Below are 13841 nucleotides of genomic sequence, written 5' to 3'. Positions count from 1 at the left end.
ATCTAGTTCTTGTTGCGTTTATCGCACTTTGTATCAGCAAGGAATAGCGGGGAACGCCGGTGGGCCGGTGTTCTCGACGTGGCTGCTCTACTGAGGCAGTTGCGGCACCGGCAGCCCAGTAGCTGTCCCGATCCCGGTGAGAACTATGTTCTGAGCCATAGGGTTCGTCGCCACGCTCTGGATCACCGAGCCCACGCGCGCCCGGCGCTCGGTCAGACGAGCGGTTCGCGGTGGGCGGCGGCCTCGCGGACGAGCTGGGCGAAGCGCTTGCGGCTGCGCCGCTGGTGCTGTTCGGCCTGTTCGTCGGTCCAGACTTCCGCGCTGGTGTCGTCGTCCTCGTCGTCGAGGTCGTCGTACTCAGTGTGGAGGAGCCAGCACGCGTGGATGCCGGTGAGGAGGTCTTCGAGGAGGTCGCGGGCCGGGCGCTTCGGGTCGAGCGGAGTCAGGCGCAGTTCGACGTCGGCGAGGCCGGGCGCGTCGTCGCCGTAGTCGGCGAGGATCTCCTCCAGGTCGTCGAGCTGTTCGCGCAGGGCGTCGGGGTCGGGCAGGAGTCCGTCGGTGATGCGCAGGGCGTGGCGCACGAGGTCGGTGACGGCTTCGTACGGAGTGGCGCCGGCGTCGATGAGTTTTAGGCAGGGCGGCATGTGGCTGCGGCTTCGACTGTGGGCTGGGTGTTCTTGGCCTGGTGGGACGTGCTGCTGGAGCGGCCGGTGGCTCGAAGGCGCGAGCCATGAGGGTGGGTTCCCTGCTCGGGATGAGGCATCTCGAAGCATGTCATATGGTGCAAATCCGAACTCTTGGTGCCGCCATCTCGGGCTCTGGCGCGAACAGGGGAGGAGGGCTGCGCCGTGTCCGACAGTGCCGAGCCGATCCACGCGCGCCTTGCGGAGCTGGCCCGCCCGCAGGAACCCGACCAGGTTGTTGTTGATCTCGGCTGCGGTGCGGGACCGACGCTGCGGGCTGTCAGCCGGAAAGCGCCGCAGGCTTCCCTCATCGGGATCGACCGTTCGGCGGAGTCGCTGCGCCAGGCTCAGGCGGCTCTGGCAGCCCACAAGGGGTCGACGGCGACGATCGTTGCGGATCTGCGCGATCCTCTCCCGTGTTCCGACGAGAGCGTGGACGTCGTCCTGTCCTACAACACCATCGAGTGCCTGCCGAGCCCGCAGGAGATGCTGGCCGAGGTGGCACGAGTCCTCCGGCCTGGCGGGCGGGCGGTTATCGCGCACGTCGACTTCGACTCGATGGTCGTTGCGGGCGCGGACGCCGATCTCGACCGGCGGGTGTGCCACGCGTTCGCGGACGACGCGCAGAGCTGGATGGATTACGCGGACGGCCGGATCGGCCGCAAGCTCGGGCTGCTCCTCGCCCGCAGCCCGCTGGAGCTCGTCGGCGTCGAGCCGTTGCTGGCGTGGTCGACCGAGTTCACGGGGCACGCACAGGATCGGGTTGGCCAGGTCCGGAAGGCGCTGCTGTCAGCGGCAAGGCACGGTCGTGGCGCGGTCGTTCCTGAAGAGGTCGAGGCTTGGTACACCTCGGTGCGCGAGGCGGACCGGCTGGGTGGCTTCTTCTTCTCCGAGCTGGCGTTCATCGCGGTGGCGGAGAAGACCAGGAGCGGTCGTAGCGAGCATGGGGCCGCCTCGCACGACGGGCGGCAGGCGGCACCCGTGCGGGCCGGTTCGATGCCGGATCTCCCGACTGCTGCTTGACCGATGTCTATGGAGACGCGGCGTTCGCGAGGGCGCTGGCGGCGAAGGTGTACAGGGCGTTCGCGGTGGTGTTGAGAGGGGCCGTGGTGTCGAGCGCCAGCGCGGGCTGTTCGGGGTCGGACCAGGACAGCTCCGGCGTGTCCGGTGCCGGGTTGGTCCGGTAGGCGCGGACGGCGTCGCGGGCGTGGCGCACCGGTTCGGGGGCGTGGACGTGGATGAGGTGGAGGCGTTCTCCGAGGAGGTCTGCGGCGAGCCGCCGTTCCGCTTCGGTGGAGGTCATCAGGGTGACGATGCCGACCTGATCCTGGCGGCGGCGTGCGCGAGGGCTCGGAGCGTGGCGAATGCTTGCTTTCCCGAAGTTGGAGGGTTCGTGCTTTTTGCTGATGGCCACTCAGGATGAGCTGCGATCAATGGTCTTGAGTGTTCGGGCTGCGCTCCGTAGCGAAGTTAATCGGGTCGTTGGCTGTGGGGGGAATGGGATACTCGGCAGACGGCGCCGGCTGACTCGACGTTGCGGCGCTGTGCGACGCCCGCGGCCCGGCCGCGGATCCGCCCTCTCACAGAAATGGTCCTTCGATCTATGCCTACGGTCCTCTCCATCGCCGACGCGCTGCGCGAGCGCTTCGCACAGGCGATCTCCACTGCGTTCCCCGACGCCGCGGACAGCGACCCCCAGCTGCGACGAAGCGACCGCGCCGACTTCCAGGCCAACGGCATCATGAGCCTGGCCAAGCCGATGCGCGCGAACCCTCGCGAGGTGGCCGCGCGGGTGCACGAGAACCTCGGCTCTGACCAGGTGATCGCGAACCTGGAGGTCTCCGGGCCCGGCTTCATCAACGTCACCGTCACCGACGCCGCCATCCTCGAGAGCCTGGCCGCCCGCGCAGCCGACGCCCGACTCGGTGTCGGCAGCGACGCAGAGGCCGGCGTCACGGTGATCGACTACAGCCAGCCGAACATCGCCAAGGAGATGCACGTCGGGCACCTGCGCTCGACGATCATCGGCGACGCGCTGGTGCGCGCCCTGGAGTTCACCGGTGAGAAGGTCGTCCGGCGCAACCACCTCGGGGACTGGGGCACGCAGTTCGGCATGCTCATCCAGTACCTCGTCGAACACCCCGCCGAGCTCGGCGACGACACCGAGCCGGACGACTCCGGGCCGTCGATGTCCCATCTCAACCGCCTGTACAAGGCGTCGCGTGCCATGTTCGACAGCGACGCCGACTTCGCCGACCGCGCGCGCCGGCGTGTCGTCGAGCTGCAGGCCGGCCACGCCGAGACCGTCGAGTCCTGGCAGGGCATGGTCGACGAGTCCAAGGTCTACTTCGAAGCCGTCTACGCCCGCCTCGGTGTCCTCCTCGAAGACGCCGACGCCGTCGGCGAGAGCTACTACAACCCGATGCTCGCCGACGTGTGCGCCGACCTCGAAGCCTCCGGCGTCGCCGTTCGCTCCGACGGTGCCCTGTGCGTCTTCTTCGACGACATCAAGGGCCCCAACGGCGAACCCACCCCGCTGATCGTCCAGAAGAGCGACGGCGGCTACGGCTACGCCACCACCGACCTCGCCGCCATCCGCGACCGCGTCGGACTGCTCGGCGCCGACCAGCTCCTCTACGTCGTCGACAGCCGCCAGGCCCTCCACTTCCAGATGGTCTTCGAAACCGCCCGCCGCGCCGGCTGGCTCCCCGACAACGTCCGCGCCCTGCACCTCGGCTTCGGCACCGTCCTCGGCAAGGACGGCAAACCCTTCAAAACCCGCTCTGGCGAGACCGTCCGCCTCATGGACCTCCTCGACGAAGCCGTCGACCGCGCCCGCACCGTCGTCGCCGAGAAGAGCCCCCAGCTCGCCACCGAGGAACTCGAAGACCGCGCCAAGCAAGTCGGCATCGGCGCGGTCAAGTACGCCGACCTCTCAACCTCCCGCACCCGCGACTACATCTTCGACACCGACCGAATGGTCTCCCTCAACGGCGACACCGGCACCTACCTCCAGTACGCCTACGCCCGAATCCAGTCCATCCTGCGCAAGGCCCCCGACGGCGCCACCCCGACCGCCCATCAGGACCTGGCCCTGGAGCCGACCGAACGCGCCCTCGGCCTCCTCCTCGACGAGTTCGGCGCCACCATCGACCTCGTCGCCGAGACCTTCGAGCCGCACCGCCTCTGCGCCTACCTGCACAGCCTCGCGGCGGCGTACACCACGTTCTACGAGCACTGCCCCGTCCTCAAGGCCCCCAGCCCGGAGGTCATGGAGACCCGGCTGCTGCTCTGCCAGCTCACTGGCCAGACCCTCCGCCATGGCATGGACCTCCTCGGCATCGGAACGCCCGAGAGGTTGTAGCTTTATAGGCGGCCGTCGGGGTGAGCAGCCATCTGAAGGGCGGCCTGGCGGTGGAGGGCGGCCGTGACTCTGGGGAGAGCAGGTGCGTCATGGCGGCGTCGGCCCGTACCTGCGCGGGCGCGTTCGCCAAGAGGGCGCTGGTGTTGAGGAAGTCGGCGTGGACCACGCAGCTGAACAGCATCCGCACCAGCACGTCACGGCTCAGCTCGCAGCCCAGGCCTGTCGCGCGGGCGAGCCAGGCCGGCAGGGGATGCCTCCGGTCGGGACGATCTCCGGGGCGACGGCCGTGCGGGCGATGACCTGGAGTTCGGGGGGTCCACTGTGGTGTTCGTGCACGATGGCGCCGAACGGGACCCCCGCGTGCGAGGCGGCCAGCCATGTGCCGGCCTCCTTGTGGGGGACACCGACCTTGCGCTGCTGCTTCTCCGCCTCTTCCAGGCCGTGCTGCCAGGCGCACGAGCCCTTCCCGACATCGTGGACCAGCGCCAGGTACTCGGCCAACTCACCCGCGCCGAAGGCCGATCCGAACCGGCGCGCCAGCGAGGCGGAACCCCGGAGATGGTCCTCCAGAGTGTGGCGGGCACCTGGTAGGTTCCGGCTGTGGGCCCACAGTGGTGCCACTTCGCTGTTTGAACCGTCCATAGTGGTTGCCTTGTTCACGGCCGGACCGTACCGCTGCTGACCGACGTCGGCGGGCATCGGTTCGGAACCCCAAGTGTGCAGCCGACACGCGGATCGCACCGAAGCACGATGTCCGAACTCTGTAGATTTGCCTGTCCGGTTGGTCGCGCAGGAGTACCAGAGACAGCCGGTTTCCGCTGATGGACCGGTGTGGCGGTCGCCCTTCGGGGCGGCCGAGGATCGCAACTTGCGGGCTGCGCGCAGGTGGTGGTAGCGGACGGCGGTGGCGGTCGTCCTTCGGGGCGGCCGAGGATCGCAACGACGAGGCCCGGCGGATCGCCAAGCAGCGGGCGGCGAGTGGCGGTCGTCCTTCGGGGCGGCCGAGGATCGCAACATCCCCTCAGACACCGTCGTCACCATCCGGTGGGACGTGGCGGTCGCCCTCTGGGGCGGCCGAGGATCGCAACATGGACTACGTGTGCGACGTGACGTTGGGGACCGACGGTGGCGGTCGCCCTCCGGGGCGGCCGAGGATCGCAACCATCAGCTCGCCGTTGTCGTACCGGACGGTCATCCGGGTGGCGGTCGCCCTTCGGGGCGGCCGAGGATCGCAACACCCGGGCGAAGCTGCTGCTGAACCCGAGCGAGTTGGTGGCGGTCGCCCTCCGGGGCGGCCGCGGATCGCAACATCCCGCCCATGCTGCACCGAGTCGGTTGACCCGCCGGTGGCGGTCGTTTTGCGGGACGGCCGCGGATCGCAACGTCGCCGACGCGGCCCGGCGCGCCCACCAGATCGGACTGCGCCCAAGTGCGGTCGTCTCGTGGTCGGCGTGAGTGGAACGAGGGAGGCTCCGGGGCGGTTTCCGTGCTGAGGAGGGCTCAGAGGAGGAAGGCGGTTCGGTCTTCGGGTTGGGCGGGGTCGAGTCCGCGGTGGGGGTGGTAGGCGCCGTTCCACAGGAGGAGGTTGCCGATGACGGGTTCGGCGAGGCCGGTGGTGAGGGCGGCGTCGGCTTCGTGGCGGGGGAGTTGGGCGGTGTGGGGCTGGAGTCGGCGTAGTGGTTCCGGTCCGCACGGGTAGGGGGATCTGAGGGCGGCGATGTCGGCTTCGGCGGCGGCGCGGTGGGCTTCGTCGCGGATGACGACGACCGGCCGGTTGAGGGTGTCGTCGATCATGCGGAAGGCGTCGTCGACGGCGGGGAAGTCGAGTTGGGTGCGCAGGGTGTCGATGTGGGCGCCCATGCCGGTGGGGCCGCTGCCTTGGAGGGTGTAGCGCAGCGGGTAGTACTTGTCGAGGGCGTCGAGGTTGTCGGGTCGGGCGAGGTCCGGGCCGATGTGGGCGGCGGTGGCGTCGAGTGCGGCGGTGTAGGCCTTGTCGCGGGGCTGTCCGGCGTCGTGGACCTTGAAGACGACGACGGTGCCTTCGTCCTGGTGGCCTTCGCGGTTGCACCGGCCGGCGGCCTGCTGCAGGGACTCCGCGGGCGCCCAGGCGCGGAACACACGGGGGAAGTCGAGGTCGACGCCGGCCTCGATCAGCTGGGTGGACACGACGTGGACGTCGCTGCCGGACTCCAGGAGCCGGCGGATGTGTTCGATGACCTCACCGCGGTGGCCGGCGGTCATCCGGGTGGACAGGTGCAGGACGGTACCGCTCGCCCGTTCTTCCAGGAGGCGGTGCAGGTGCGCGGCGTCCTTGGTGGTGTTCACCACGGTCAGTGTCTGCCGCCCGCTGCGCCGGCCGATTTCGTCGGCCATCGACTCCCAGGTGACGTCGGGGCCGGTGCGCCAGTCGTAGGTGACGCGCCGCAGCTCTTCGAACAACTCGGCCGGGTCGGCGATGAGTTGGCGGCGGGGGAGGCCGTCGAGCTGGGCGAGGGACCAGAAGGCGGGCTGGGTGGCGGAGGTGAGGACGACGGTGGTGCCGAAGTGGTCGACCAGGCCGCGCAGGGCGCTGAGGATCGGGGCCAGGAGCCGGTCCGGCAGGGCCTGGACCTCGTCGAGGACGATGACCGCGCCGGCCAGGCGGTGGATCTTGCGCATGGCGGCGGGCCTGTGGGAGAAGAGCGACTCGAAGAGTTGGACGGTGGTGGTGACGACGAACGGCGCGTCCCAGTTCTCGGCGGCGGTGCGCGCCCAGGTTCCCTTCGCGCCGTCCAGGTCGACCGAGCTGTGGTGTTCCAGGACGGTCGGGGGAAGGTCCGGGTCGTCGGGGTCGAGCAGGTGGCGGTAGGTGCGGGCGTTCTGCTGGGTGATGCTTGTGTAGGGGACGGCGACGACGACACGGCGCTGGCCGTGCGCGACGGCGTGGTGCAGGGCGAATCCGGCGGAGGTGAGGGTCTTCCCGCCGCCGGTGGGCACGTGGAGCACGTACATGCCGGGCGCGCCGGTTGCTGCGGCCACCGCCTCCTCGTAGACCCGCCGGCGGATGCCGTCGATCTTCGAGGCGCGGCGCCGGGACAGGGCTTCGTTCCGGCGCGTGTCGAAGACTTCCAGCAGGTGTGTCAGGTCGGCGTCGGCCCGGACTTGTGCGGGCGTGTTCGCGAAGTGGGCGCTGGTGTCGAGGAAGTCGGCGTCGACCACGCAGCTGAACAGCATCCGCACCAGCAGGTCGCGGTTCAACTTGCCTTCCGGGCCTGTCGCGCGGGAGAGCCAGGCCGGCAGGGGGATGCGTCCGGTCGGGACGATCTCCGGGACGACGGCCGCCGTGCGGGCGATGGCCTCCTCGATCAGCGCCTGGTTCGCGTAGGCGCCGGTTTTCACGGCGTGGACGAGGTCTTTCACCTTCTGGAGTTCGGGGAGTCCACCGTGGTGCCCCTGCACGACCGCGCCGAACGGGACCCCCGCGTGCGAGGCGGCCAGCCATGTGCCGGCCTCCTTGTGGGGGACACCGACCTTGCGCTGCTGCTTCTCCGCCTCTTCCAGGCCGTGCTGCCAGGCGCACGAGCCCTTCCCGACATCGTGGACCAGCGCCAGGTACTCGGCCAACTCACCCGCGCCGAAGGCCGATCCGAACCGGCGCGCCAGCGAGGCGGAACCCCGGAGATGGTCCTCCAGAGTGTGGCGGGCACCTGGTAGGTTCCGGCTGTGGGCCCACAGTGGTGCCACTTCGCTGTTTGAACCGTCCATAGTGGTTGCCTTGTTCACGGCCGGACCGTACCGCTGCTGACCGACGTCGGCGGGCATCGGTTCGGAACCCCAAGTGTGCAGCCGACACGCGGATCGCACCGAAGCACGATGTCCGAACTCTGTAGATTTGCCTGTCCGGTTGGTCGCGCAGGAGTACCAGAGACAGCCGGTTTCCGCTGATGGACCGGTGTGGCGGTCGCCCTTCGGGGCGGCCGAGGATCGCAACACGGACACCACGACCACCGCGCCGAGCGCCGCCAGGTGGCGGTCGCCCTTCGGGGCGGCCGAGGATCGCAACCTGGACCTGGTGCACGGCGGCGGCGAGGACGGCTCGGTGGCGGTCGCCCTTCGGGGCGGCCGAGGATCGCAACCCCGACGGCAACGGCGCCAACCCGCGCACCGACCTGGTGGCGGTCGCCCTTCGGGGCGGCCGAGGATCGCAACCGCAGCCGCGACCTGGTCCGCCGGCCGAAGGCCCGGGTGGCGGTCGCCCTTCGGGGCGGCCGAGGATCGCAACCTCGACAACGGCCGCTACGTCTACCTCTACCGCCGCTGTGGCGGTCGCCCTTCGGGGCGGCCGAGGATCGCAACGCCGGCAGCGGCAGCACCCTCGACGCCGCCCGCCAGTGGCGGTCGCCCTTCGGGGCGGCCGAGGATCGCAACTCGAACTGCGCCCTGTTCAACGCGCCCCAGCCCACCGGGTGGCGGTCGCCCTTCGGGGCGGCCGAGGATCGCAACTCCTCTGCGTCCGGCTGGTGCCGGCCGCGCGGTCGGGGGTGGCGGTCGCCCTTCGGGGCGGCCGAGGATCGCAACACCTGTGTGACCGGCCGGTGATCGGCCAGCACATGAGTGGCGGTCGCCCTTCGGGGCGGCCGAGGATCGCAACCAGATCGACCGCGTCCTGAACGGCATCGCCGCCGCGGTGGCGGTCGCCCTTCGGGGCGGCCGAGGATCGCAACCCCCGGGGTCGGGGCGTTCACCGGGGCGCTGGACGCGGTGGCGGTCGCCCTTCGGGGCGGCCGAGGATCGCAACCAGCCCCAGCCGGAAACCTCGCCCGCTGCCGCCGCTGTGGCGGTCGCCCTTCGGGGCGGCCGAGGATCGCAACCCTGGAGCAGCGCGGCCGGGGCATTCTGATGACCCCGGGTGGCGGTCGCCCTTCGGGGCGGCCGAGGATCGCAACGCCCTCGGCGGACTCGCCTTCATCCTCACCGTCTACGTGGCGGTCGCCCTTCGGGGCGGCCGAGGATCGCAACTCGAGGGTGTCGTGGCCATCCCACGCAGCAGTGCCGGGTGGCGGTCGCCCTTCGGGGCGGCCGAGGATCGCAACTCACTCGTTGGTGCACGCGGGTCCGGCACGGCCACCGTGGCGGTCGCCCTTCGGGGCGGCCGAGGATCGCAACCGCCTCTCTGTCGGCCGTGACGGCCTGGACGCTCTCGTGGCGGTCGCCCTTCGGGGCGGCCGAGGATCGCAACGTGACCTGCTCCGGCTGTCGCAGCGAGGTCTACAAGGGTGGCGGTCGCCCTTCGGGGCGGCCGAGGATCGCAACACCGCACCTGCCGGCTCCACCCTGCGCTGGCACGGAGGTGGCGGTCGCCCTTCGGGGCGGCCGAGGATCGCAACGCGGAGAGTGGGCAGCTTGGTGCCGGGAGCGAGCTCGTGGCGGTCGCCCTTCGGGGCGGCCGAGGATCGCAACTCGAGCAGCTGCCAGCCGTCCTGGAGCAGCCCCCAGAGTGGCGGTCGCCCTTCGGGGCGGCCGAGGATCGCAACCGCAAGCAGCTGCGCGAGCTGCTGCCCGCCGACGAGGCGTGGCGGTCGCCCTTCGGGGCGGCCGAGGATCGCAACGCGTCCGAGGATTCTCGGCATGGAGGTCTCCTGAGAGGTGGCGGTCGCCGTCCGGGGCCGCAACACCGGCACCAACATGTCCGTCCAGGTCATCAACGGCGTGGCGGTCGCCCTCCGGGGCGGCCGAGGATCGCAACGGGCAGACCGTGCAGGAGTCGACGTCTCGCACGACCGTGGCGGTCGCCCTCCGGGGTGGCCGAGGGTCGCAACTCCAGCACCGACTGGGAGTTCTTGCTCGACACGGCGGTGGCGGTCGTCCTTCGGGGCGGCCGAGGATCGCAACTGGTTGATCATCGCGGTTACTGTCATCGCCGCGGGTGGCGGTCGTCCTTCGGGGCGGCCGAGGATCGCAACTGGGTCGGCCTGCTGCTGGCCGGCGCGGTCGGCCTGGGTGGCGGTCGTCCTTCGGGGCGGCCGAGGATCGCAACGCCGCCGCCTTCGGCCGGCGGTTGCTCCCCGCCGCCCGTGGCGGTCGCCCTTCGGGACGGCCGAGGATCGCAACCTGCTCGCGTGCTGCAACCACACCGACGACCGCGGCGTGGCGGTCGTCCTTCGGGGCGGCCGAGGATCGCAACAGCAGGTACGCCCCGAGGGTGATCGGGTCGACCGTGTGGTGGCAGTCGCCCTTCGGGGCGGCCGAGGATCGCAACACCGCAGGAGACCGCGTCCGAATCATCAGCTGCGCCGGTGGCGGTCGCCCTTCGGGGCGGCTGAGGATCGCAACATCGACCTGATGCCGCCTCAGCCCGATGGGGTCACCGTGGCGGTCGTCCTTCGGGGCGGCCGAGGATCGCAACGCGGCTCCGGTACAGGTCTGGCTGGAGGACCAGACGTGGCGGTCGCCCTTCGGGGCGGCCGAGGATCGCAACCGCCCGAACACCCCGGAGCTGTGGAGCACGGTCAGTGGTGGCGGTCGCCCTTCGGGGCGGCCGAGGATCGTAATCCCGCCGTACACCCCGACCTGATCCAGAACCTCCTGTGGCGGTCGCCCTCCGGGGCGGCCGAGGATCGCAACCGCTTCCCGGCCACCGCTGAGGGCGGTGTCGGCGGGTGGAGGTCGCCCCCGGGGCGACTGAGGATCGCAACTTCGACACCACGTCGAACTTCGGCCTGAGCACTCTGGTGGCGGTCGCCCTCCGGGGCGACCGAGGATCGCAACGCCGCGACGGGGATCTCCCACAGGGCGAGCGCGCCGGGTGGCGGTCGTCCTTCGGGGCGGCCGAGGATCGCAACTCGTTGACACCGGCCATGATGACCGGCAGGTGCACCGTGGCGGTCGTCCTTCGGGGCGGCCGAGGATCGCAACGCCGAGCTGGCGGCGCTCGCCACGAATCCGCCGGCGTGGCAGTCGCTCTCCGGGGCGGCAGAGGATCGCAACCGGGCAGAACGGCGACCGTGTGGCATGGAGATTTCCAGTCATTTCTGTCTCCTGTTCGGTCGCGGATCGGTCGCCATGGGTCACCGGCTGGTCTCGGAGTTGGGTTTGTCGACCTTTTCGTCGGCTCTTGGCCAATGCTGATCGAACCTGTTCTCCGTGGCGGGTGTGGGGAGGTTTCTGCGCTCCGGTCGTTGTCGGTGGGCTGGTCTACGGTCGCCTCGGCGCAGCAGAACTGATGTTGCGTCATCTTCTGTGTGTGGAAAGGCGATTGTGGTGGCCGGAAGGGTTGCTGCGGCGGGGGAGCGGGATGCTCTTGCTCGTCGTCGGGGGAATTCGGGGTGGGTGTTCCCGGATCTGGTGGTGGAGGTGTGGGGGCCTCTTGCGTGTTTCACCAGGCCGGAGTTGAAGTCGGAGCGGGTGAGTTATCCGGTGATGACGCCGTCGGCTGCGACGGGGGTGTTGGAGGCGATCTACTGGAAGCCCGAGTTCCGGTATGTGGTGCGGGCGATCGAGGTGCTGCGGCCGGTTCAGTGGCTGCAGGTGCGTCGCAACGAGGTGAAGTCGGTCGTCACGGCGAAGAAGGTGCAGGAACTCCAGACGGTTCCGGGCGCCCGGTACGACGTGGAGGAGGATCGGGACCAGCGGAACACGATGGCGTTGGCGGACGTCGCGTACCGGATCCGGGCGCAGATCGTGGTGGCGCGGCACGCGAACGCGCCGGAGGAGAAGTTCCGGGAGCAGTTGCGCCGGCGGGTGGACCGGGGTGCGTGTTTCTCGCAGCCGTTCCTGGGCTGCCGGGAGTTCAGCGCCTCGTTCGGGCCGGCGACCGAGGCGCCCGCAGTGGCGGGGCGGACCGAGGAGCTGGGTGTGATGCTGCACTCGATCGTCTACACGCCGAAGGGCGAGCGCTACCGGTGGTTCCGTGCGCGGCTGGTGGACGGGGTGATGGAGGTGCCCGAGGAGCCGCTGTCCGCGGACGCGGTAGCGATGCCGTCGGCGCCGTGGCGTGTCGACGGCGAGGGGTGAACCGGTGCTTCTGCAGTGGTTGGCCGAGCAGGCCGAGCGGCTGGAGGGCCTGCCGCCGGAGTTCTACCGGTACCGGCAGATCGACTGGGCGCTGGTGATCACGACCGACGGCGCGGCCCCGTCCTTGGCCGACCGCCGGCCGCCCCCGAAATCCAGGGGTGAGGCGACCGTCGAGGCGGTGCCGTACGTCCAGCGATCGGGAACACGCGTACCGCCGTTCCTCCTGGTGGACACCGCCGAGTTCGTCCTCGGCCGCGCCCGCGGCGAAGGCGACGAACAGGGCCCGAGCGAGAAAGGTGTGGCCGAGGCCGCACGCCGGCGAGGGGAGTACCTTGCCCTGCTGCGCCGCTGGGCGGACGAGGTGCCTGACGATCCGTCGGCCGGCCTGGTGCTGGAGGTGCTCACCCGCGGCCGCGCCGGGATCGAGGTCCCGCCGGAGGTGGACGCCCGGCACACGGTCGGCGTGCTGGTGGACGGCCGCTGGCTGCACGAGCGCGCATCGGTGCGGGAGTTGTGGGCGCGCGTCGTACGCGAGCGCAAGGGCGCCGGCGGTGCGCAGCAGGAACTGTGCCTGGTGTGCGGCGAGCCGGGCGACCTGCTGTCGACGATCCCCGAGCCGATCAAGAAGGGCGCGATCCCGTCGACCGGCGGCAGTAACGAGGCGCAGCTGGTGAGCGTCAACTCGCCCGCGCAGGGCCGGGGCGGAGCCGTCAAGCTGGTCAACACCCCGGTGTGCGACCGTTGCGGAAGCCGTTCCATGGCCGCGCTGAACACCATGCTCGCCTCCGGCCGGCACCGCCGCTCCCTGTCCGACGGTGTGCTGCTGTGGTGGACGCGCGAACCCGTCGACGAGCCGCTCATCGAGCTCATCGACGACAACGACCCGGACCCGGACGCCGTCGCCCACCTCATCGACACCCTCCACCACACCCCCGACCCGGCCGCCGCCGGCCGCGTCGACCCCAACGACTTCTACGCCCTCACCTTGGGCCTGAACAACGCCCGCACCGTGGTGCGGGAATGGCTCGACGTCCCCCTGCACACCGTCAAGGCCAACCTCGGCGCCTGGTTCGAGGACCACGGCGTCCACGACGGTTGGCGTGGCGCCACCCGCTACCTGCCCCTGTGGCACCTCACCCTCGCCGCCGGCCGCCACAACGGCACCCAGTACGTCAAAGGCACCGCACCCCACGGCATCGAACGCGAACTCCTGCACAGCGCCCTGCGCCGCACCCCGCCACCGGCGCGCCTGCTCCCGCTCCTGCTCCAGCGCATCCGCGCCGACCACCGCATCGACGCCCCGCGCACCGCGCTGCTGCGCCTCGCCCTCAACCGCTCCCACGACCGAACGGACCGCCCGATGCCCAGGCTCGACTCCGACAGCACCGACCCCGCCTACCTGTGCGGGCGGGCGTTCGCCGTCCTGGAAGCGATCCAGACGGCGGCCCTGCCCGACGTGAAGGCCACCATCGGCGACAAGTACTTCGGCACCGCGATGACCGCCCCGGCCGCGGTCCTGGCCAACCTCCGCCACGGAGCCAACGCCCACCTCAAGCGCCTGCGCCGCGACAAGCCGGGTGCTCACACCGCCCTGAGCGAGCGGCTGGCGCAGGTCCTCGGCGCGCTCACCGACGACCCGCCCACGCACCTGTCGCCCCGCGAGCAGGCCCGCTTCGTCATCGGCTACGAACAGCAGCGCGCCGCCGACTTCGCAGCCAAAGCCGCGGCAACGGCCGCCAAAGCCGCGGCGAAGGCAGCCAAGGCTGCCGCGAACACCCCCGACGAACAGCCCTCCTGACCGA

General features: G+C 70.6%; 8 protein-coding genes and 2 CRISPR repeat arrays. Of the genes, 4 read left to right on the top strand and 4 right to left on the bottom strand.

The window, feature by feature from the left end:
• Positions 1 to 212 precede the first annotated feature (212 nt).
• Positions 213 to 644 (bottom strand): hypothetical protein, encoded by a 432-nt coding sequence (locus tag ACI1MP_RS09860; protein ID WP_404868384.1) that lies wholly within the window; start codon positions 642 to 644, stop codon positions 213 to 215.
• A 204-nt stretch (positions 645 to 848) separates the two neighbouring features.
• Between ACI1MP_RS09860 and ACI1MP_RS09855 the strand changes: the two genes are divergently transcribed.
• On the top strand, positions 849 to 1706 hold the full coding sequence (locus tag ACI1MP_RS09855) for a methyltransferase domain-containing protein (RefSeq protein WP_404868383.1): 858 nt from the start codon (positions 849 to 851) through the stop codon (positions 1704 to 1706).
• 7 nt (positions 1707 to 1713) lie between these two features.
• Here the strand turns inward: ACI1MP_RS09855 and ACI1MP_RS09850 are convergent, their stop codons facing one another.
• Positions 1714 to 1986, bottom strand: coding sequence for a hypothetical protein (locus ACI1MP_RS09850; protein WP_404868382.1), 273 nt, complete (start codon positions 1984 to 1986; stop codon positions 1714 to 1716).
• 300 nt (positions 1987 to 2286) lie between these two features.
• Here ACI1MP_RS09850 and argS point away from each other — a divergent pair, with 300 nt between their 5' ends.
• Entirely contained in the window at positions 2287 to 4047 is a 1761-nt protein-coding gene (argS, locus tag ACI1MP_RS09845) for an arginine--tRNA ligase (RefSeq protein WP_404868381.1), read from the top strand.
• Positions 4048 to 4248: 201 nt separating this feature from the next.
• Here argS and ACI1MP_RS09840 read toward each other — a convergent pair whose 3' ends face one another.
• Both ACI1MP_RS09840 and cas3 read right to left on the bottom strand, forming a co-directional pair.
• Positions 4249 to 4689, bottom strand: a complete 441-nt coding sequence (locus tag ACI1MP_RS09840; RefSeq protein WP_404870789.1) for a CRISPR-associated endonuclease Cas3'' — start codon at positions 4687 to 4689, stop codon at positions 4249 to 4251.
• Positions 4690 to 5547: 858 nt separating this feature from the next.
• Entirely contained in the window at positions 5548 to 7791 is a 2244-nt protein-coding gene (gene cas3 / locus ACI1MP_RS09835) for a CRISPR-associated helicase Cas3' (RefSeq protein WP_404870788.1), read from the bottom strand.
• 189 nt (positions 7792 to 7980) lie between these two features.
• Positions 7981 to 9635: direct repeats of the CRISPR family, unit length 37 nt; unit sequence GTGGCGGTCGCCCTTCGGGGCGGCCGAGGATCGCAAC.
• 99 nt (positions 9636 to 9734) lie between these two features.
• Positions 9735 to 10650: a CRISPR direct-repeat array (repeat unit 37 nt; unit sequence GTGGCGGTCGCCCTTCGGGGCGGCCGAGGATCGCAAC).
• Between the two features lie 633 nt (positions 10651 to 11283).
• Between cas3 and cas5c the strand changes: the two genes are divergently transcribed.
• Together cas5c and cas8c are read left to right on the top strand one after the other, a co-directional pair.
• Positions 11284 to 12039, top strand: a complete 756-nt coding sequence (cas5c, locus tag ACI1MP_RS09830) for a type I-C CRISPR-associated protein Cas5c (RefSeq protein WP_404868380.1) — start codon at positions 11284 to 11286, stop codon at positions 12037 to 12039.
• 4 nt (positions 12040 to 12043) lie between these two features.
• Positions 12044 to 13837, top strand: a complete 1794-nt coding sequence (gene cas8c / locus ACI1MP_RS09825; protein WP_404868379.1) for a type I-C CRISPR-associated protein Cas8c/Csd1 — start codon at positions 12044 to 12046, stop codon at positions 13835 to 13837.
• The last annotated feature ends 4 nt before the right edge of the window (positions 13838 to 13841 follow it).

This window comes from Kitasatospora griseola (genome assembly GCF_044999035.1).
GTDB lineage: Bacteria > Actinomycetota > Actinomycetes > Streptomycetales > Streptomycetaceae > Kitasatospora > Kitasatospora griseola.
This window is presented reverse-complemented; position numbering and strand designations above follow the sequence as displayed.

Excerpts from the sequence above, each read along its gene's own strand:
- ACI1MP_RS09860 (WP_404868384.1), bottom strand. The coding sequence starts at position 644 with ATGCCGCCCTGCCTAAAACTCATCGACGCCGGCGCCACTCCGTACGAA.
- ACI1MP_RS09850 (WP_404868382.1), bottom strand. The coding sequence starts at position 1,986 with ATGACCTCCACCGAAGCGGAACGGCGGCTCGCCGCAGACCTCCTCGGA.
- argS (WP_404868381.1), top strand. The coding sequence starts at position 2,287 with ATGCCTACGGTCCTCTCCATCGCCGACGCGCTGCGCGAGCGCTTCGCA.
- ACI1MP_RS09840 (WP_404870789.1), bottom strand. The coding sequence starts at position 4,689 with ATGGACGGTTCAAACAGCGAAGTGGCACCACTGTGGGCCCACAGCCGG.
- cas3 (WP_404870788.1), bottom strand. The coding sequence starts at position 7,791 with ATGGACGGTTCAAACAGCGAAGTGGCACCACTGTGGGCCCACAGCCGG.